This is a genomic window from Bacillus sp. AFS029637, from assembly GCF_002584985.1.
Taxonomy (GTDB): domain Bacteria; phylum Bacillota; class Bacilli; order Bacillales; family Bacillaceae_G; genus Bacillus_A.
In genome coordinates this window covers 134,829-155,179 of sequence record NZ_NUPZ01000024.1, presented here as the reverse complement: position 1 = coordinate 155,179, position 20,351 = coordinate 134,829, and the positions used below count along the sequence as shown (strand labels likewise).

The window sequence follows — 20,351 nt, the reverse complement described above, 5'->3', positions numbered from 1 at the left end:
NNTAGTTTTTTTAGACGTTTTTCTATCTCTCGTTATTAAGCCCAAGCCTTTCGGTAAGCAAGCGATGAAAATAAATTGCTATAATTAATAAAATGCCACCGAAACAGTAACCAGCTAAAATATCAGTTGGATAATGTACATTTAAAATAATTCGACTTAATCCAATCAATATGATTAATATACTTAGCAAAATCGTTATGACATATTTCCCCGTTACACTCTTCAAATTTGCAGCAATGATATAAGCAAGAAATCCGAATGTCATAATGGATAGCATTGCATGCCCACTAGGGAAACTATATCCAAGTGCATCTAGCGCTTCATTTAATGACGGACGGTCCCTTTTCACAATTTCTTTAATCCCTTTATTCACAAGATGCGTTACTAAAATACCTACTGGATACACAATCATCGCAGCATAATAACGCTTCTTCCAAAAAACGAGCAAACTTATAACGAGCGTAGTTATGATCCCAATCTCAGATCCCATCTTTGTAAAATATGAGAAAAATGTAAGTGAGCCTTCTGTCTGTAACCCTTTTACCAATCCATGGACATATGTATCCATCACTGTAACGCCACCTGCATGTACGCGCCAAGCAATAATACTAAATACAGCAAGTAATAAACCGATACACATTATCTCATATTGATGTAACTTCTTCTTCAAACGAGTTCCTCCTACTATGAAAAAATGCGATTTCTACTTTAGAAACCGCATTTCCTTACTTATTTACCTTTTGTTTTTAACTCTGTCCAGTAACGATCGTAGTCTTTTAACTTATCGTCTACATCAACAAGCCATTCTGTACGATCTAATTCTTCTTTCGTTAAGAAAATCATGTGATTCTCACGATATTCTTTACTGTGAAGAGGATAAGCTTTTTCATTCGGATTACTGTACCCAATTGACTCGTAGTTTTTCACACTTACTTTTTCATCTAATAAGTAGTTCATAAACTTCTCTGCAAGTTCTTTATGTTTCGCACCTTTTGGAATTGCTAACGTATCAGCCCAAATTGTGCCGCCTTCTTTTGGTACAACGTATCCTACATCTTTATTGTCTTTCGCGATAAATGCTGCATCTCCAGACCATACAGTTCCAATCCAAGCATCTTCTGTAATGAATTTTTGTTTAATATTATCTGTATCGAATGCTAATAAGTTTGGAAGTAGCTTCTGTAAATCATTTGACGCTGTCTTTAACTCTGCATCAACTTTCGTGCTATTTGAGAATCCATTCTTTTTAAGTCCCATTCCTAGCACTTCACGAGAATCGTTTAATAAAGTAACATGCCCTTTATATTTCTCGTCCCATAAATCTGCCCAGCTTGTAGGTGTTTCTTTCACATACTTTTTATTGTATGCAATGCCTGTTACACCCCAAGTATATACTAGAGAATACTTATTTTCTGGATCAAACGCAGGTGTTTTAAAGTTAGAAACAAGGTTCTCAATGTTCGGGATGTTCTTCTTGTCTAACGGCTCTAATAAGTCCATCTTCGCCATTGTTTTTACCATGTAATCAGATGGCTGAATTAAATCATACGTCGCGCCACCAGCTTGTAATTTTGCAAGCATTTCTTCATTACTTGCATATTTATCATAATTGATTTTCACGTTATACTTCTTTTCAAAATCTTTTAAAACTTGCTCATCAAAGTTATCAGCCCAACTATAAATGTTTAGTTCTTCTTTCTTCTCACCACAGCCCGCAAGTACACCTGCAACAAGACCAAAGCTAATAGCTGCGCCAGCTAATGTCTTCACTAATTTCATCGGTTTATTACCTCCTCGTACTTTCTATATCATTCGTATTATAAAGGAAGGTGTCCTCCAGAGTTTTCTTCACCATCTGCACCTTTATTACGGAAGATTTCAGATAGAACCATTAATCCTACGATAACGACAATTAAAATTGTAGAAAGGGCATTAATTTCAGGTGATACTCCGCGCTTAACCATACTGTAAATGTATAATGGCAATGTTGTTGATCCTGGTCCTGATACGAAGAAACTAATTACAAAATCATCAATTGATAATGTGAATGTTAATAATGCTGCCGAAACAACTCCCGGCGCAATTGCTGGAAATGTTACATAGCGAAACGTTTGCCACGGTGTTGCTCCTAAATCATTTGCAGCCTCTTCTAAATCACGTCCCATACTAGAAAGACGCGCTGCTAAAATAACAACCACAAATGAAATACTAAATGTAATGTGCGCAATAATAATCGTTACTTGTCCAAGTTCCATACCTAATTGACTAAATAAGATTAGTAAAGATAATCCCATTAAAATATCAGGAATTAAAATGGGTAAGTATACAAGACCATTAATTGCCCCTTCAAAACGATATTTATAACGATGTAAGGCAATCGCAAAAAACACACCAAGAATTGTCGTTACAACCGTTGTTATAACTGCAATCGTCATACTATTTATAAACGCATCAATAACATCTTGTTTTTGAAATAAATCTGTATACCAATGGAATGTAAAGCCTTCCCATTCCGCATTAATGCGCGAATCGTTGAAGGAATATACCATTAAAACCAGCATTGGAAAATACAAAAACAATAAAATTAACCAAGAATAAGAAACTAAAAACTTCTTCATCTTTGCCTATTCCCCTCCGTTTCCATCATATTTATATATTTTCGTTGCACGATAATATAAGTAAATTAACAGAACAGAGAATAGAACAACAATCAGAGATAACGCGGAACCAAACGGCCAGTCACGCGAGCCTAAGAATTGATTTTGAATTACGTTTCCGATTAACGCTACTTTCGATCCACCCATAACGTCTGATACAACAAACATTCCGATAGAAGAGACGAATACTAAAATAGAACCAGTAACAATCCCTGACATCGTCATCGGTACTGTTACATTCCAAAATGCCTTTGCTGGTGTTGCTCCTAAATCATAAGCTGCCTCTAGCTTACGCTTATCCAGCTGCTCAATTGCCGCATACACTGGTAAAATCATAAATGGTAATAAAGAATATACCATTCCGAGTATTACAGAAGGTGTATTATATAATAAATTTAAAGGTTCACTAATAATGCCTAATTTCAATAACAATGTATTTACAAGACCTTGTGAACGTAAAATGACAATCCATGCGTATGAACGAACAAGGAAGTTAATCCAGAACGGGATCGTTGCCAATAATAAAAGGATAGAACGATATTTACGATCAACAATTGTAATTGTATAGGCAAATGGATAACCAATTACTAAACAAAGTACTGTCGTAATAACCGCAATTTTCACCGTTTCCCATAACGTCCCCATATATAACGGATCAAACACGCGCACGATGTTATCTAATGTAAACTTCATTTCCACTGTCCCGTATGCTCCGCGCTGCATGAAGGCAAATGCAAGTACGAACAGAAGTGGAATTAGGAAGAAGAGTAACAGCCATACGACTGTAGGTAATGCGAGTAATTTCCCTTTTTTCAATTTAAGGTCACCTCGTCCTCTTGCTCCCAGCCTACATATACATTATCTCCAATGCTCCACTGTGCTACTTCTTCAGCAGTTTGATACGCCATTAGTAATTCTGATGTTCTCTCATCACGTACATAAAGCTTTTCCATATTTCCAACAAACTCAATGTCTTCAATATGTCCAAGATGGTATTCTTTTAAAATTGGCTCTTCAACCGAACGAACCTTTACATTCTCAGGGCGAATTGCTACGTAGCTTTCCCCATTTTTCACGATATTATTTTCACCGATGAACGTCGCAACGAACAATGTTTTCGGTTGATTATAAATTTCTTTCGGCGTACCGACTTGTTCAATATGTCCTTTATTCATAACGACAATACGATCACTCATACTCATCGCTTCTTCTTGATCGTGCGTTACGTATATGAACGTAATTCCTAAATTACGCTGCAAGTTCTTCAATTCACGTTGCAAATCTTTTCGTAACTTAAAGTCAAGTGCTCCAAGTGGCTCATCTAATAATAATACGCGTGGGTTATTAACAATCGCTCTCGCAATTGCTACACGCTGCTGCTGTCCACCAGAAAGCTTTGAAGGTTTACGATTACGAAACTCAAGTAACTGCGTTAAACGCATTGCCTCTTCAGCACGCTCTTTCTGCTCTGCTGCTGGTACTTTCTGCATTTTCATACCGAAACAAATATTTTTCTCCACACTCATATGCGGGAATAATGCATAATGTTGGAACACTAGGTTCATATGACGCTTATATGGCGGCAAATCGTTAATTTTTTCATCATCTAATAAAAGATTCCCTTTAGTTGGCGTTTCAAAACCCGCGATCATACGAAGTAACGTCGTTTTCCCGCAACCACTCGGTCCTAAAATTGTTAAAAATTCTCCTTCTTTAATATCTAAAGAAAGAGGTGGGATAATCACTTGATTTCCAAAATGTTTTTCTACTGCTTCAACTTTAATAATCTTTTTCATTTTCCCGTCCTATCTACCTTAAATTTTAATTTTTATATTTATGAATAAATATTTATATTCTATAGACTATGTTTTGTTTTGTTTTGTTTTGTTTCGATCCAAACAAAAATGATTATTTAACAAGCGTTCGCTTCTATTCTTTATGTAGTATGTTTGATTCATTTTCGCACGATACATAACGTCGAACAGAAAAACCCCTTCCATTGCGAAGGGGCTATTATCATACGGCTACGCCTACTGATAAACACCATCATCATTTTAACAACTTTCGTATGAATTTTAAAGCACTTTTTGTAGAAGAGTAACGAATTTTCATGTCGAATGCTGTAGATTGGACTAAAATGCTTTTATAATGTGAAAAAGTCCGAAAACTTTCTTCACCATGATAACTACCTAATCCACTACTTCCGACGCCTCCAAAAGGTAAATATGGCGTTGCTAGATGATAGACAACATCATTAATACAGCCTCCACCATATGAAATATTACTAGTCACTTTCTTTTGTACTTCTTTATCTTCAGAAAATACATATAAAGCTAACGGCTTCGGATGTTGCTGAATTGTGTCAATGACATCTTCTATTTTGTCATATTCTATAATTGGTAAGATCGGTCCAAAAATTTCATCTTCCATAACAGTACTTTGCCATGTAACATTTGTTACTACTGTTGGTTCAATATGTAATGTTTCTTTTTTATAATTTCCGCCAATTTCAGTTTTACCATCTTTCAAAAATGTACATAATCGTTCAAAATGACGCTCGCTCACAATTCGTACGTAGTTATCATTATTAAGTGGCTCTTTTCCATACTGCTCTGTAATTTCATGTCTCAGTGCCTCAATTAACTGTTCTTTCACGGAAGAATGAACATACATATAATCAGGCGCTACACACGTCTGTCCAGCATTTAAAAACTTGCCCCAAACAATTCGTCTTGCGGTTACATCTACTTTTGCATCTTTATGTACAATACATGGGCTTTTTCCGCCAAGTTCTAACGTAAGCGGCGTTAACTGTTTCGCTGCTGCTTCCATTACAACTTTCCCAACGCCAACACTACCTGTAAAGAAAATATAATCAAATGGTTCCTTCAGCAAAGCTGTACTCTCTTCAACGCCACCTTCTACTACTGCTACAAGCTCTTCTGGGAATAATTCCTCTACTATTCTCGCAAGTACTTTTGAAACGTTTGGCGTTAACTCTGATGGCTTTAAAACAACTGTATTGCCAGCTGCCAGAGCTCCTACAAGTGGTGCAATTGCTAATTGAAATGGATAGTTCCACGGTGCAATAATCAGTGTCACACCGTACGGTTCTGGTACTACTTTCCCCTTTGATCCGAAATGAGTAAGTGCTGTTCGAACACGCTTCGGTTTACTCCACGATGAAATATGTTTTAATTGAAAAGAAATTTCTTTTAATACGTATCCTATTTCTGTTGTAAACGATTCGTGAACTGACTTATTTAAATCTAATTTCAATGCTTGAAATATCTCATCTTCATAACGCTGAATGCCACCATAAAGCTTCTTCAAATTAATTTTTCTTGTTTCTATACTTCTTGTATGTCCATTATAAAAATATTTCTTTTGTTTATTTACAATAGAAGAAATGCTCATCCATTCACCTTCTCCCACTAGTTTTATCCCGCTATTAACGGGCAGTAAGACTCTCACTTCAAACTCCAGCGAACGCAAGGAAGTTAGACGAGAGCCGAACGAATAATCAATCGGGATAACCCCTGATTAAAATTTCACTTTATCCAATTCTTTCATTATTTATATAGAACTTTTTTATTCGTAAAGTTACATTATATATAATTTTTTCTTTTTAATAAAATTCATTGCTCACAAAAAACTACCGAAAGAAAATCTTCCGGTAGTTTTGCAGTATTAACGGTATAAACGAACAGCACCTGCAGAATTATCATCAGCTTGTCCTACTACTTCAAACTTCAGACCAAGCTTCGGTAAAATACGTCCTGCATCTGGAATTTGTTCATTAATATACTTTTTAGAATCATCAAACTTCGGTACACCTGCTAAGCCATTATACGTAAACGTTCCACGCGTTGGAGATACAACTTTCCAAGCTGGCGTTTTATCGAATGAGAACGCCGCATCAGCGATTTGGAATCGTGTACTACTCTTAACTGTCGGTTTACCATTTAAAGTTCCTACAATAGCTTCTGGATGAGAATCAACTACACCAAGGAAACCGTGTCCTGGATGTACGCCAACCCAGTTATCTGTATACTCTGAATCCGCATACCATACAACCATACCAGTGTTATATTGTGGACCACGAGCAAATTTCAATGCGTTGTCTGAACCAGCATAGTTTCTCCACTCTACATAGTAATTATGTTCTTTCTTCTCTGTTCCGTTAGAAACAGCGAAACCATCTAATTTGAATTGTGGTGCACCTTCTGCATCATCAGAGAATGCAACTTTACCATCTACTGTTAATGACGCATTATCAAGAGCGAATCCGTTTAACGCTAAACCACCATCAGTAATGTAATCAAATGTTAATTTTACTTTCTTACCTTTGAATTGGCTTAAATCATATGATTTATCAATCCATTTTCCATTTGTCGTAGCTGCATTTCCACTATTTGCTTTCTCACCAAGTCTTTCAATTAACGTTTGTGTACCGTCTTCTGTTACAGCGTGTACTTCAAGGAAGTCATACTCTGCTTCAATTTCATATAATGATTTGAAATCAAATTTTGCAGTCGTTGCATTTGTTAAATCAAACAGTGGTGTTTCCATCTTCGTATGAAGATCGTCACCTTTTGTACTGTAATAGTATTGTTTACCAAATGCTGGTGCAATTGTTTTTACATCTTTATCTGGTAAGTTTACACGAATCAAACCTGGTCGGTTAGATTTCGTAACACTCTGGTCTAAATATGTTGCTAGACCGATACCTTTATTTAATTTCTCGTAATCTACTTCTACGATATTTGCCCAGTTACCACCGATTGTTTTTTGGAAAAATTCTTTATTTTGTGGTGATAAACTCGTTGGCGTTGTTCCTGCGATTTTACCAGCCCAGCTTCCGCCACTCATAATAGACCAAGCTTCAACTGGCTCACCGTTACCGGTATATTGTGTATCATACTCATCTGGAAGACCTAAATCATGACCGTATTCATGTGCGAATACACCAACCGCGCCATCTTCTGGTTCAATTGTGTAGTCGAACGCTGCCATCTTTCCGCCCCAATATGGAACTTTCGCTTGTGTACCTTCAATTTGGAATGGTTTTGGTCCAACAGTCCAGCGATGTGACCAAATTGCGTCATCACCTAATTTACCGCCGCCAGCTTCTTGTCCAACACCCGCATGAATAATCATTAAGTGGTCAATTAAACCATCGGGTTGATTTTGATTTCCATCGCCATTTACATCATATTGATCAAATTGATCAAACTGTGATAAATCAAGACCGCTATCTACAGCTGCTTTTAATGCATCTTTTACTAGATCACGTGGTCCTTTTGGTCCTTTATTATCATGGCCTGTAGCAGCATCTGCACCGTAATCAGCAGCTTTACCAGGAACTGTTAACCATTTTGTAACTGTCCCATCTACAGTGTAACTACCACCAGATTGCTCTTCATAATATTGTTTAAACGTTTCGATTTTACTTCCATCATCTAATGTGAATGGCTCGTTACCGAATAACATTTTTTCATAGTGTTCTTGATTAAAATCGTTAGAATACATATAACCAGGCTCTTTATCGATATTGTTATGTTTGAAATCAGCGTACTCTACAAGTAAAACGAGTACTTTATCTTTACGAACTTCACCGTTATATGCTTTTTGCTTTGCTGGAGAAGTTGGTACTTTACCATCTAGTCCGCCTCTAACTGGGCCTGTTGCTGCAGGTGTCCCTGTTGCAGGTTTGTCTAACTTCTCTTTCGTATCTGCTTTCGCATCTTTCACTTTCTTTAAAAAGTCTGATGCATCTTTCGTAAGTGGGTCCCCATTTATTACTTCTTTCCCAGGATTTTCACCCTTTTTGTTCTCAACGTATTTTTCGACGGCTTTCTTTGTTTCTGTCTCTGAAGCCTTCGAATCAATTACCCCACGTTCCTTTAGTGCATTTGCTAAACGCTCCTCTGGAATTAAATGATCATCAACTGGGCTCGTAGCCGTCTTATTCACAGGCGTTTCAGCATATGCTGATTGGGTACCAGCGCTGAATGAAATACCTAAAACAGCTGTTAAAGCAATTGATGATAACACTTTAAATGGTTTCTTTTTCATCCCTTATTTCCTCCCCTAATAAATAATATGTATTACAAATTGAATTTTATTAAAAATTCAATATTTTTTCAATATTTAGTTATATTATGTAATTTTTTTAATATATTTGTAAAAATTTCATAGTTAATATACGAATATATCACAATTCAACAATATTTTCTGAAAATATTGAAAATATTTATCGAACAATTTATAATAATTACCATTGAGGGAGTTTAATGGGGAGTTTATCTTTGTTTTATCTACACAATATTTGATAATCCGATACATAAAATACAAAATTCGATTCATTATCATTTATTCTGTAGCAACAATTATGACCGATAATTAGGGAGGTATTTCACTTGTACAAAGATAAGACAGACGCACTGGACCAAGAGTGGATTGATCTAATACTTGAAGCTCTAGATGCTGGTATCGCCCTGCAAGATATTGAACACTTTTTCCAACGTATGAAGCCATCAAGTCAGGCTCAATAGCTTTGTTCTTTTTAACGAAGTTTATGCTATAATAATGTTATAATAATGACACCCTAAGACGACTACATATTGATAGAAAGGTGCGCAAATATGATTGGAGAACGTATAAAACGCCTTCGTTTACAAAAAGGTATTTCATTAACTGAACTTGCCGAAAAAGCTGGTGTTGCTAAATCTTACATTAGTTCTATAGAACGAAATTTGCAAAAAAACCCTTCCATTCAGTTTCTTGAAAAAATCGCAGCAGTTCTACAAATTCCAATTGATACTTTACTTCACGATGAAACAACAAAGGAAACCAACCTAGACTCCGAATGGACACAGCTCGTTAAAGATGCGATGAACTCCGGTGTCTCCAAAGAACAATTTCGCGAATTTCTTGAATTTACAAAATGGAAGCAAGATCACAAATAATACATAGAAAGAAGTGCTTACAACTGGCACTTCTTTTTCTTTATACAAAAAAGCGGGGGGTACCCGCTTTTTGATTTATTATCTTTCTTCGCCATCTGTTTGGCTTGCGTTGAATGTCCATTCTAAGTTCAATGAATCGCCTTGGAATTTGTTTTGGTCTTGATCATTCTCTTCGAATACAAATTGTACCCATAGGTAGTCTTCTGAATTCGGTGCTAGACCACCATTCTCTGCCCACTCTGGAGCAAAGATGTCTTTAGCTAAAACATCTGGATCCACATTTTGTAAATCTGCTAAAGTTGTTTCATATACAGGCTCACTTTGTTTATCCCAGTTCCAAAGGAATTTCACTTTAATGTGCTTACCAAAGTCTTCACCAGCATTATCGCCCTTTGCATCTGTAACCTTGTACTTTGTCGCTAATTTAACGTCTTTAATCGCTAACGTACCGTCGTTCTTTAATAAGAACTCTTTCTTAACAGAATCCCCTGGTTTTAAATCTTTAATATCTACAAGCGTTTTAGGGTTTAATGTAAGGTCTAACGTCCCAGCTGCAAATGTATTGTTTGATACTTCTTTATCGCTAAAGAATGCAAATGTTCCTCCACCAATTAAAGATAACCCCAGTGCCGCTGATGCAACTCCCATACCTAATTTCTTTTTCAGACTCACAATCAATTCCCCCTAGCTGTTTTTTGTATTTTTATATTGCTATCTCTTATATAAATAAGAGGTGTAACTAAAACTATATTAGCTAAGCTAACATTTGTTCTTTTTTAAAAACCTTAAGTTCATTATAACGAACAAAACTATATAAATACAACACATATTTATTAATATTTTCAGTTATTTTTATTTCTCAATATTATTCTGACTTTTCTGTTTATACTCACACATAAACAATAAGTGCGAGGGCAAATACTCCCTCACACTCCTATATAGTATTCTTTTTCATGACGATCACCAAGTTGTTCTAATGCGTTCTCTGACACCACAACCCTATCCTTCAATTGTTTCTCTTGATTAGTTGATAGTAATCTTTTCATTGGTTCCTTGCTCAGGCTTTTTAGCTGTTTCTACTTGTTTCTGCTCTTCTACGTGTTTCTGTTCCTCTGCTTGTTTTTGCTCTTCTGCTTGTTTTTGCTCTTCTGCTTTTTTCTGCTCTTCTGCTTTTTTCTGCTCTTCTGCTTTTTTCTGTTCTTCTGCTTTTTTCTGCTCTTCTGCTTTCTTCTGCTCTTCTGCTTGTTTCTGTTCTTCTGCTTGCTTCTCTGCTTCTATCGCATCATTTAATTGTTGGTGCAGAGCCTGAATTTGTTCATCAATAGCTTGCAAACTAATTTCTTTCTCAATATAATCACGCTTATCTTTTATACTATGAAAGCCTTCATTCACATATAAAGCTACTTGCTGAATCGACTCATCTTTATTCACTTTTAATTCTTCCTGTATTTGATTGTAAGGAGCTTCTATTTCAGTATATACATTTTGCAGTGCTTCCTTCTCAGAAACAATTTTCTCACGTCCTTGTTGCCATACAGTAATTGCCTGTTCTATTTCTTCAATAGAAGTCACTGCTAATTTCTCCTTCATCGCCCCATACTCATGTTCAATAAACTGTTTATGTTGCTCAGCCTGTTCTTTAAACGTATTTACTGTTTTCGGAAATATAATTGCTGTAGAAAGGGTCGCTTCTACTTTCGTTTCATGAATGAACGCCGCTTCCGTATGCGTCATGATTTGAGATCCTAAATAAAACGTAATAGAGCACATACACGGCAATATAAGCATCTTTTTTAAATTACGCGGTCTTTTCAGCATCTTAATCTCTCCCATCGAACGTTACGTTCTTTATACAGAACATTATCTTTATTATAATAAAGAACGTTACAAAATGATAGCTATATACTAGAAAAATAGAAAAAGGACTATCCATTTGATAGCCCTTTTTTATTATTATCTTTCTTCACCTGCTGTTTGTTGTGCATCAAACGTCCAATCCAATTTTAATTTATCGCCTTGGAATTCATTTTGATCTTTTTTATTATCAACAAACTCGAATTTTACTGTAAAGTTATCAGATTTACCTGCAGAAATACCTTTTTCATCCCAGAACCAAGCTGCTAAATCATTATCAACCGCTGTAAGCGTGTCACCCTTCAACTTATCTAGTGTTGTTTCTTTTACAATTGTTTCATGCTTATCTACATTTTTTAAGAATGTTACTTTAATATGTTTACCAAAATCTTCTTTATTGTCGCCTTTTGCATCTACTACACTATAATCCGTTTTTAGTAAAACTTTTTTAATATCTAAAGAACCTTTATTTTCTAGTTTAAAATCTCTTTTGATTGTATCCCCAGGTTTTAAATTTGATACATTAACAACTGTTGATGGATTTAATGATAAATCAAGCGTACCAGCCGCAAATGTATTGTTTGACACTTCTTTATCGCTGAAAAATGCAAATGTTCCTCCACCAACTAACGCTGCTCCTAGTACTGCTGATGTGATACCCATTCCTAATTTTTTCTTTAAAGTCATGTCCATATCCCCTTAATTTATATATTTGTCAACTTCCTAAACGGAAAGTATAACCAAACACACTAGACGGATTGTTCTACTTTTTTCTCTTTCTTTTCTCCGTCGATGCTACGAATTGCACTAAAAATAGAAATCGCAGAATAGCCTAGTAAAAAGACTCCTGGAATAATAAGAAGCAATGCAGCCCCAGCCTTTGAACTAGCATAATTTAATGCATACCCTACATAAGGAACTGTAATATCCGCATATTTCCCAATTACATTCTCCGCAAGCACTGGCTCTAAATCTGGCCCGTTGTTGTTATCCCCTTTTGTTTCATACATTACTTTTCCATTTGTATCTTTCACACCGATAATACGGTGAGTGATAATTTTTCCATCTTTCTCTTTAAAGGTAATCACATCACCTTTTTGATATTTAGAACCATCTTTCGTTGGCTCTATCGCGATGATTGACCCTGTTAAAAATGTTGGTTCCATCGAGCCTGATAGCACGGATTTAAATTGATATCCCATCACTGTCGGATCCCCACCACTCGCCTTTGACGAAATAACTATAAAAGCTAAAAAAACCATCAATGCAAATAAAACAAATGAGATAACGTTGCTAATAATCTTCCAAACGAATTTCATCGTCTCTCTTCCTCTCCGTTGTTTTATATTATTTAAAATATGTAACACCTTTCGTTCTTTAACAAGAACACAAGTAAATGATATAATGAACTTTATATAATTGCAATAAGAAAATTTACAATTATTAGTTAACTCTCTTTTTAATCATAAAAAAAAGACTGTGACGAAATCTCTTCACAGTCCTCATACTTTTTTACTTTTCTTCTAATTTTATCCCTTGCCTATTTCGGCGCAACACAACATATAAAATCGCTCCAAATAATACAATCGCGCCTATCCCAACACTTATCACTTTCACATTTGATTCCTTTGCTTCCGGCGCAACTGTATCTTTTTGAGGCATCGCAAAAGTAACATCTTCCTTTGAAAGAACATTTATCGTCGCAATTGTTTGATTATTTTTCGTAATATCAACTGCACCAACTACCTCACCACGATGGATCCCCTTATGATACAAAGAATCTTTGTCTAATGAAGCTGCCCGGAAAATAGTTCTCACATTTTTCCCTTCATCTTTCTTAAGCATAAGCTCTGCACTTTTTTCAAGTTCGCTATCAATATCCTTATTTAAATACGTTGTCTTTTGATGCCAACTCTGTTTATCTAGCACCGTTTGCTTCACAAATTGCCCGAAAGAATATTCTGCCATCTGCTTTAAATCTTCATAAATTTCAGGTCTTTGAGAAGCCATTACTACATTTATAATACGATTTCCATCTCTCTCATTTAATAAAACGAGTGTATTACGTGCTTCATTCGTAAAACCCGTCTTACCACCAATACTATATGGATTTTCAAAATAAGTAGATTTATTAAAAATAGAAACCGTCTGCCTAGATGTCGTAACGCTTGTTCTTTTCGTATTCATCGCTTGCAAAATTTCAGGATACTGTTGCACACCTCTCGTAATCATAGCCATATCATATGGCGTCGTATAATGATTTGGATCATGCAAACCATTTGGTGTTACAAAATGACTATCTGTAGCCCCTAATTGCTTCGCTTTTTCATTCATCATATTAGCGAAATTCTCAACACTCCCGCCAATACGCTCCGCAATCGCATATGACACATCATTCGCACTCAGCACCATTAAAATCATCAGCGCCGTATTGCGGTCAATCGTCTCACCAGGTTGAAACTCAATTTGATAATTACTCTTCTCCTGATCTAATGCTAATTGTGAAAACGTAAATTGATCCTCAGGCTTCGTATGCTCCATAAGTAAAATCGCTGTTAACACTTTCGTCATACTAGCAGGAAATGCACGATGACGTGCGTTTTTGTCATACAACATATCTCCCGTTTTCGCATCAATCGTAGCTGCAAACTGACTAAAAACATTTGGCCCTTCCGCAGGTGGTGGTGCCACTTGTTCTGGATTCACTCCAATATTCGTCTCAGCGTATAATGTCATAGGTGTCAAAAAAAATAAACAAATAACTGTAATAAAAGCCAAAATCTTCTTAAAATTTACCATATGACTCTCCCTTTTCAATTTACTCCCCTAACAAAAATATGAATCCACCAATCTTTATGTAATTTGTATTAAATTGGAAGAATATTCACTATTTTTTACTATATCATACTTTTACGATAAAGGACATAAATATACAATAAAAATAAGAAGGAATTACTCTTTCTTATCCTTCTCATCAATCAACGAATCTATTAAATTTTGACTAGCTTCCTCAAGCGTAATCTCATCCGTCATCCCCATAAACGACCAACCTTTAGAATCCACCCACTCAACAAACTCTTGCAAAAACTCATCATGTGTAACATCCACATCAAGAATCGAACCATTAATCGAAATCGTTCTATTTCTAGACACACGCATCTTGAACGTTTTTCTCACCATTACAACTTTTCTCCCTCTACTCCTGAATATTTATAAAATAATCTTGTATCTCTGTTATACATGATTTTAAGTAAATTGTAAAAAGGATATATTGGCCAATTTGGATATTGAAAGTGGAAATCTCTTATCCTACATAACTGTCATACGGCATACAATCGGCCATAAATCACCAAATAGATCCATATAAAACAAAACAACTTACATTTTATCACACCAAATATACTTGACTTTAGCACAACAAGATGGAATATATTAGAAAACAACTTAAAATGAGGAGGAACTCCATGGCTATCTGTACGTATTGTAAAACGAAGTGAAAAGTAAAAGAAGTATGGTCAATACTCGTAACATTTGAAAAGATTGTCCATATTGTTTTGGAAGACAATATTTATCAAAGAAAACATTGAACGCTATGCCAGAGTTTATAAGCTTACCTCTACACTTCTTATTCCCTTTTCTAGTTGATTTGAGTGATGAAGGGCCTTTGGATTGGTATCGGAAATCATAGCACTCCAGCATCTTCTACTTATTAAATATAAAAACATACATACTAATATCCCTCTGAAATAAAACCTATTTTCTATTACACTCCCTCTTTAAAAACTTACTACACAAAAATATTGTAAATTTTCAGTTAATTATATATAATTGCTTTAACATAGTGATTAAAAGTGCAAATACATAATCATTTTTGAAGATCCCGTAGCTCAGCAGGGAGAGCGCCACCTTGACAGGGTGGAGGTCGTGAGTTCGAGCCTCTCCGGGGTCATATCGTAAAAATGGGGGTCTATCAACTGATTGATCGCTATTTTTACGATGATTTAACCGTCAGAACTGGCAGTACATTACAATAACTTCCTTATTACTACGTTCTTTTCCATTTAAATAGCTTTAATTCTTCTGAGTATGTATTATTAGACACGAAAAATCCCCTCCAAGTAATAGTGTAGTTCTTTTAAACTTCCTACTTAAAGGGGACACTATCAAATTTCTATATTATTATTAGTAGTTACTTGCTTTTCCTTAATAGCCTTAATGATCGATCCGGTAGCGATTAAAAGAGTCCCTGCGATAAAGAATGCTGCGCTAAGTACAAAGAACGCTGTAAGTAGATTCGAGTTAATAATGTAGTTGTACGCGTCTCCTCCCACATAAACGTGTTTATTTAACTCACTATATTCACTAGCCATATAATACCCTTCAATTTTGTCAATTCCCTTATATAGCAGTACCGCTGAATGTACGTAAAAAATTACCGCTCAGATTATCCAATTTTTCATGATTATATTTACACCTGTTGTCTATCTTATTATTTATTACTCTTATAAAGCCTACGATACTCACAAATATGACTGCATTTGTGATCGATTTTCTTAGCTTTAGCTTCTTGTAATTGCTTTAGAAGGCTTTCTAAATCTTTCTTTCCAGTATTTCTCTAAACTTATTCAACTGGAATAAGTTTAACTTGCTCTGCTGTCTTGATAATATCACCAGTGCCAGTAAAGAAAGTATAATCTCCACGACCTACCGAACTATTGCCCAGAATTGTATTTACTGCTGCTGAACCACTCTTGCTATCGTATACAACAAAGTTACTACCACGACCTACTGCCGTAGCCTTATATCGACCAGCAGGAACATCTTTACCCACGATATATTCACCTGCACCTAGCATTCTAGGTTCTTCTTGCTTAGCCTTAACGCCTTCTGTAAGTTTCTGTAGTTCGCTCGTCTTAGCTTGGATATCCCCGTCCAACTTTCCTACTTCTCCCTTTTTAGCCTCTACATCTTTACCTAGTTTATCAACTTCTGATGTTAGTTGATTCTTATTAGCCACTAGAGCCAAAGTCTCTTCTACTTCAACTTTTTTGTCAGCAAGCTTCTTTTGCTCTGCATCAATACCTTCTTTGACTTTGCTCTTCGTGTAACTTAATTCATTCTCTTTTTCTTCTGCTTTCGCTTTCGCCTCTTCATATGTAACCTTTTCTTTCTCGATAGCAACCTTGGCTCCACTAGCGCCAATTGAATATGAAATTACTAATCCAACGATTACTGCTAAAGTAATCCATAACTTCTTTGACTTTACAATTTTCATAATTTATTCCTCCAATTAAATTCATCATATTAATATATCATATTTCCGAAGCATTTATAACTTGAAAAATGTAAGATTCTCGATATGATATCTCACTAATTTCTCTCCCGTCTTGAATGGATTTTATGACCACACTTACTACTATCCATATCGCAAGCACACCTCCTTATATACAAATTTTTTCTTTTCCGATTACTAACATTCTATAGTTAATATAAATAAGTAATGTTATTATATTTTAACGGATAAGATTCCAAAACTTTCCATTACAATCACAGCATAGAACTACACATAAGGAGCAACGGAACATGAAACATAAAAAACATTTATCTATCGCATTAATCGCACTTACTATTACTTCAGGAATAGCCGGATGTAGTAATGGAGCATCATCGACACATTCCACCACGGTAAAAGCAACAAACACTGAAACAGAGACACAAAATACAAAGGATATTAAAGCAGCTCTTATTGCGAAAGCTGATGCTGTCTCTAAAAAAATCGATGAAGCATCACAAAAATCAGGATGGATAGAAGCTACAGATTTCCCTGACATTGCATCTGACCTTCAACTTTTAGCAATCACAGTAGGAATGGAACATGAAAAACTAGTAAATGATAATGAATCATTACGAAATAAAATTATGGATATAAAAAAGAAAGTTTCTTCCTTTTCAAATGAAGAAGCAACCGGAGCGAATAAAAACCTTACAAGCGGAAACGTTATTTATCAGGCTATACTAATGGACGATTTCCACAATATTTTAGATGAAGTGAACTTAAGCCACAGCAATAACGATTTGGCAACACTCGTTTCTATAGATAAATCCTCGCCTGAAGCCGAGATTATTAAGCAAGCTCGAGAGGGTATTGAAAGTATTGAGAAGTATACGTATCCAACTATACAAAGAATAGAAAAAAACTTTAGTAAATATCCCAATTCCTTTTCTGATAAAGAATTTAAATTAATCGGTGAATCTATCAATAATTTAAAATCGTCTCTTGAGAAGCAACTTAAAATGATGAAACAATTTGACGGAAATACTGAGAACAGTGAACTGGATTATGAATATCTCTTAAAATCAGCTACAGAAGATTATCAAAAAGCTGAAACAAACATCGAAAATCTTGAATATTCTTGGAACATAGTATATACAAGCAAATAAAGTGAAACTTTAATCACTCTTTATAACCACATTTTTATAAATTACATAAAAAAGATGCCAGCAAATGCTGACATCTTTTTTACTACTTTCAAATTCTCACTCTAACGTTGTATAACTATCACTCTTTTACAAGAACTCAATCACTTCCCACCAAACATCTTCTCCAAAGATTTCGCATTAGCAAACAACACTTCTTGTAAGTTATCATCACCAACGATTTTGTAGTCACCATCTTTATCTTTCTTTAAATTCAATGTAACTTCGCGAGTTGCCATTATTGCATCTTTATCTGATAAGTGTTTGATGATAGCTGATGTCATTGCTTTTTCAGATTGCTCTTTATCTTCGCTAAAGGCACTAGCGAAGGCCATTGGCATAACTTCTCCCATTGCTTTTGTTACGGCAACGGATAGATCGGCAGATGTTACTTTTACTTTCACTTCTGCTTTATCATCGTTTTTTGATACTTCTTCTAGCTTTTCAAATTTAAAGTTCTTCGTAATTGCGCTTAGCATTGCTTTTGTTTCAGCGTCTTCTGTTTTTTCATTTAGTTTACTGAACTCTTTTTCACTTACAACAAATGTACGAGCCTTGTCTATATCACCTTTTTGTAACGCTGTTAAAAATTCTTCAACAGTAGCTTTCGGCTTTGCGCATCCTGCTAGAACACCGACTGTTAATCCTACTACCATCATTAGCAGCAATAATTTCTTTATCTTTTTCACGTTCATTCTCCTCTTATCTTTTCTAGTAATCCAGCACTATACAATAGTATAAAACTTACATTAAAAACATTTTTCGACATATCATTTATATGATTTGTTTTCTATTCCTTCAAAAAATAAAAAGAGCCTTGCAGCATTCCTACAAGGCTCCTCTTCTATCAATCCGTATCCGTAGCACAAATTAACCACAATTTACGCTCCTTACTATCTAAAACCATCCAAGTAACATCCCACGCAACATCGTAAAACCAATCTGTCCAAGGGCGGTAGCTTTCGAACACTTTAATATTTTCGTATCGATCTTGGAACATGTATTGGCATACATTAACTGCTAATTGCTTTGCGATAACTGGTCTTCCCTTAAATTCTTCGTACGCTCCGCCCCATAAAATTTGAGCGGCAATGCTACCATCAAGCATGACTGCCAGCTGCTCTTTAAAACGAAACTTATATTTGTCTGATGTATGTATTTGTAACTCTTCTAAGTTATGTATTATATCTAAAGAGTTGAAGATTCTTCTGAAAAAGTGCTCGTGTCCATCTTCTCCATGTGGTATTTCTTTGAAAAAATTTTCGTTATGCACTTTAAAACAGCTTATTACCGCTCCACCATTTAAATTTTGTTTCTTAAATGTGTTTATAAGCTGCTCAATAGATAATTCATTTGTTTCTATTTTTTCAAAAGTTCCCTCTTTCCATCTCATACCGCTCACTACTCTCTATGAAAAATTTATTTCTTCATTATAAATAGCAAAATAAAACCCAGCAACTTTAAGATTACTGGGTTATCTCTTATTCATATTCGAAAAAATAATAACAATTAAGCTAAGTAGATCATGCCCCGCTACCTATAAAATGAAGTCTCTCTTTTGCAGCGCCTCTCTATTCATCAAAATGTAAATAGCACCGATAGGAGGAATGATAAAGCACAGGAAAAAGACAAATATTTCCCTTAACGACCACGGATATGAAATTACTGCCTGCATATAAGTCTCCTTTTCATTATAATACTTGCTTTAGCATCGGCCTTGCTACTCTATATTCTTCACTATTAGGCTCTTTTACGATTATGGGTGGTCTTTTCTCCTCTTTTTCTACAATCATTTCAAATACTTCTGTTTTTTCTTGTAATATGTTGGACTCACTGTCTTTAGTAGGCTGTTTGCTCGTTTCAATTTTCTTTGTTACCTCGCCAAGTTTTTGTCCGACTTCTTCTGCTTCGGCAGGTTCATCCGTAACGTAGTATTCTTGTTCGTTCCATACTAATATAGGTGGTACTTGTTCTCGTTTGTTACATATTATATAAGTGATACTAGCTATAAGTAGTAGACCTATTCCTATAAAGAAGATAGCTTTTTTATTCATATACTATTCTCCTTATCTATCATTTTATTGGATTATATAATATAGGATATAGATAGTAAATTGTTTTTATGGTAATTTTTGTTTTGTTTTCAAAAAGAAAAACCTTACATAAGTAAGGTTCCATTTTTCAATGTTACAGTGACTGATTTATTAAAACGATCATTACGATAATCGCTATAAACATAACAACTAAACAGCCAATCATTTTATAAAATCCTCTTTTCGTTAACGTCCCGCCTTGAACGTCTTTACGAATAAATAAGAATACGGCTAAAAATAATACAAGCCCAATGCCAAAAGCATACATCATTTGCATATGTTAATCTTCCTTTCTCTTT

At 35.2% G+C, this 20,351-nt stretch carries 22 protein-coding genes, 1 tRNA gene and 1 pseudogene; 4 read left to right on the top strand and 20 right to left on the bottom strand.

Translation table 11 applies throughout. The features are described 5' to 3' along the window. Positions 1-22 precede the first annotated feature (22 nt). The 7 genes from COE49_RS14130 to inhA1 all read right to left on the bottom strand — a co-directional run bounded on the left by COE49_RS14130 (position 23) and on the right by inhA1 (position 8,735). Positions 23-670, bottom strand: a complete 648-nt coding sequence (locus tag COE49_RS14130; protein WP_140417398.1) for a phosphatase PAP2 family protein — start codon at positions 668-670, stop codon at positions 23-25. 59 nt (positions 671-729) lie between these two features. Further along, positions 730-1,779 (bottom strand): polyamine ABC transporter substrate-binding protein, encoded by a 1,050-nt coding sequence (locus COE49_RS14125; protein WP_088231367.1) that lies wholly within the window; start codon positions 1,777-1,779, stop codon positions 730-732. 38 nt (positions 1,780-1,817) lie between these two features. Beyond that, positions 1,818-2,618 (bottom strand): spermidine/putrescine ABC transporter permease PotC, encoded by an 801-nt coding sequence (gene potC / locus COE49_RS14120; protein ID WP_088231368.1) that lies wholly within the window; start codon positions 2,616-2,618, stop codon positions 1,818-1,820. Between the two features lie 6 nt (positions 2,619-2,624). After that, entirely contained in the window at positions 2,625-3,473 is an 849-nt protein-coding gene (gene potB / locus COE49_RS14115; RefSeq protein WP_088231369.1) for a spermidine/putrescine ABC transporter permease PotB, read from the bottom strand. Then, positions 3,470-4,453 (bottom strand): spermidine/putrescine ABC transporter ATP-binding protein PotA, encoded by a 984-nt coding sequence (potA, locus tag COE49_RS14110; RefSeq protein ID WP_088231370.1) that lies wholly within the window; start codon positions 4,451-4,453, stop codon positions 3,470-3,472. The genes potB and potA overlap by 4 nt, the downstream gene beginning before the upstream one ends. A gap of 253 nt (positions 4,454-4,706) precedes the next feature. Further along, on the bottom strand, positions 4,707-6,074 hold the full coding sequence (locus tag COE49_RS14105) for an aldehyde dehydrogenase (protein WP_088231371.1): 1,368 nt from the start codon (positions 6,072-6,074) through the stop codon (positions 4,707-4,709). 273 nt (positions 6,075-6,347) lie between these two features. Then, a complete protein-coding gene (gene inhA1, locus COE49_RS14100; protein ID WP_098945933.1) occupies positions 6,348-8,735 on the bottom strand; it encodes a M6 family metalloprotease immune inhibitor InhA1 in 2,388 nt (795 codons plus the stop codon). Positions 8,736-9,079: 344 nt separating this feature from the next. Between inhA1 and COE49_RS14095 the strand changes: the two genes are divergently transcribed. Both COE49_RS14095 and COE49_RS14090 read left to right on the top strand, forming a co-directional pair. Beyond that, positions 9,080-9,214 carry an anti-repressor SinI family protein gene (locus tag COE49_RS14095; protein ID WP_000276217.1) on the top strand — a complete coding sequence of 45 codons (135 nt, stop codon included), beginning with the start codon at positions 9,080-9,082 and terminating at the stop codon, positions 9,212-9,214. A gap of 90 nt (positions 9,215-9,304) precedes the next feature. Next, on the top strand, positions 9,305-9,628 hold the full coding sequence (locus COE49_RS14090) for a helix-turn-helix domain-containing protein (protein ID WP_088231373.1): 324 nt from the start codon (positions 9,305-9,307) through the stop codon (positions 9,626-9,628). Positions 9,629-9,706: 78 nt separating this feature from the next. Here COE49_RS14090 and calY read toward each other — a convergent pair whose 3' ends face one another. The 6 genes from calY to COE49_RS14060 form a co-directional block, all read right to left on the bottom strand. Continuing rightward, entirely contained in the window at positions 9,707-10,300 is a 594-nt protein-coding gene (gene calY, locus COE49_RS14085) for a biofilm matrix protein CalY (RefSeq protein ID WP_088231374.1), read from the bottom strand. A gap of 351 nt (positions 10,301-10,651) precedes the next feature. Next, complete coding sequence (locus tag COE49_RS14080) at positions 10,652-11,461, bottom strand: DUF4047 domain-containing protein (RefSeq protein ID WP_098840818.1); 810 nt, start codon at positions 11,459-11,461, stop codon at positions 10,652-10,654. Positions 11,462-11,581: 120 nt separating this feature from the next. Further along, a complete protein-coding gene (locus tag COE49_RS14075; protein ID WP_098840817.1) occupies positions 11,582-12,169 on the bottom strand; it encodes a CalY family protein in 588 nt (195 codons plus the stop codon). Between the two features lie 62 nt (positions 12,170-12,231). Next, positions 12,232-12,801 carry a signal peptidase I SipW gene (gene sipW, locus COE49_RS14070; RefSeq protein WP_088231377.1) on the bottom strand — a complete coding sequence of 190 codons (570 nt, stop codon included), beginning with the start codon at positions 12,799-12,801 and terminating at the stop codon, positions 12,232-12,234. A gap of 193 nt (positions 12,802-12,994) precedes the next feature. Further along, positions 12,995-14,281 (bottom strand): D-alanyl-D-alanine carboxypeptidase family protein, encoded by a 1,287-nt coding sequence (locus COE49_RS14065; protein WP_088231378.1) that lies wholly within the window; start codon positions 14,279-14,281, stop codon positions 12,995-12,997. Between the two features lie 153 nt (positions 14,282-14,434). Beyond that, on the bottom strand, positions 14,435-14,662 hold the full coding sequence (locus tag COE49_RS14060) for a hypothetical protein (RefSeq protein WP_071679315.1): 228 nt from the start codon (positions 14,660-14,662) through the stop codon (positions 14,435-14,437). A gap of 696 nt (positions 14,663-15,358) precedes the next feature. Between COE49_RS14060 and COE49_RS14050 the strand changes: the two genes are divergently transcribed. After that, positions 15,359-15,431, top strand: a tRNA-Val gene (locus tag COE49_RS14050). 214 nt (positions 15,432-15,645) lie between these two features. On the opposite strand, the gene COE49_RS14045 is transcribed toward COE49_RS14050, so the two are convergent. Both COE49_RS14045 and COE49_RS14040 read right to left on the bottom strand, forming a co-directional pair. Next, the gene (locus tag COE49_RS14045) at positions 15,646-15,852 is read right to left on the bottom strand and encodes a hypothetical protein (protein ID WP_249278327.1); all 207 of its coding nucleotides are present in this window, start codon (positions 15,850-15,852) and stop codon (positions 15,646-15,648) included. Positions 15,853-16,103: 251 nt separating this feature from the next. Next, a complete protein-coding gene (locus COE49_RS14040) occupies positions 16,104-16,757 on the bottom strand; it encodes a hypothetical protein (protein WP_098252421.1) in 654 nt (217 codons plus the stop codon). Positions 16,758-17,065: 308 nt separating this feature from the next. Here COE49_RS14040 and COE49_RS14035 point away from each other — a divergent pair, with 308 nt between their 5' ends. Then, positions 17,066-17,923 carry a hypothetical protein gene (locus COE49_RS14035; RefSeq protein WP_098357501.1) on the top strand — a complete coding sequence of 286 codons (858 nt, stop codon included), beginning with the start codon at positions 17,066-17,068 and terminating at the stop codon, positions 17,921-17,923. Between the two features lie 140 nt (positions 17,924-18,063). Here COE49_RS14035 and COE49_RS14030 read toward each other — a convergent pair whose 3' ends face one another. The 5 genes and pseudogenes from COE49_RS14030 to COE49_RS14010 form a co-directional block, all read right to left on the bottom strand. Continuing rightward, the gene (locus tag COE49_RS14030) at positions 18,064-18,648 is read right to left on the bottom strand and encodes a DUF4878 domain-containing protein (RefSeq protein WP_140417399.1); all 585 of its coding nucleotides are present in this window, start codon (positions 18,646-18,648) and stop codon (positions 18,064-18,066) included. A gap of 158 nt (positions 18,649-18,806) precedes the next feature. Continuing rightward, positions 18,807-19,352 carry a hypothetical protein gene (locus tag COE49_RS14025; protein ID WP_140417400.1) on the bottom strand — a complete coding sequence of 182 codons (546 nt, stop codon included), beginning with the start codon at positions 19,350-19,352 and terminating at the stop codon, positions 18,807-18,809. A gap of 81 nt (positions 19,353-19,433) precedes the next feature. Next, positions 19,434-19,634 (bottom strand): annotated as a pseudogene (locus COE49_RS28495) (hypothetical protein). A 16-nt stretch (positions 19,635-19,650) separates the two neighbouring features. Next, the gene (locus COE49_RS14015) at positions 19,651-20,013 is read right to left on the bottom strand and encodes a hypothetical protein (protein WP_098357502.1); all 363 of its coding nucleotides are present in this window, start codon (positions 20,011-20,013) and stop codon (positions 19,651-19,653) included. A 133-nt stretch (positions 20,014-20,146) separates the two neighbouring features. Beyond that, positions 20,147-20,329: a DUF3976 domain-containing protein gene (locus COE49_RS14010; protein WP_001178300.1), complete on the bottom strand. Its 183-nt coding sequence runs from the start codon at positions 20,327-20,329 to the stop codon at positions 20,147-20,149. Positions 20,330-20,351 lie beyond the last annotated feature (22 nt).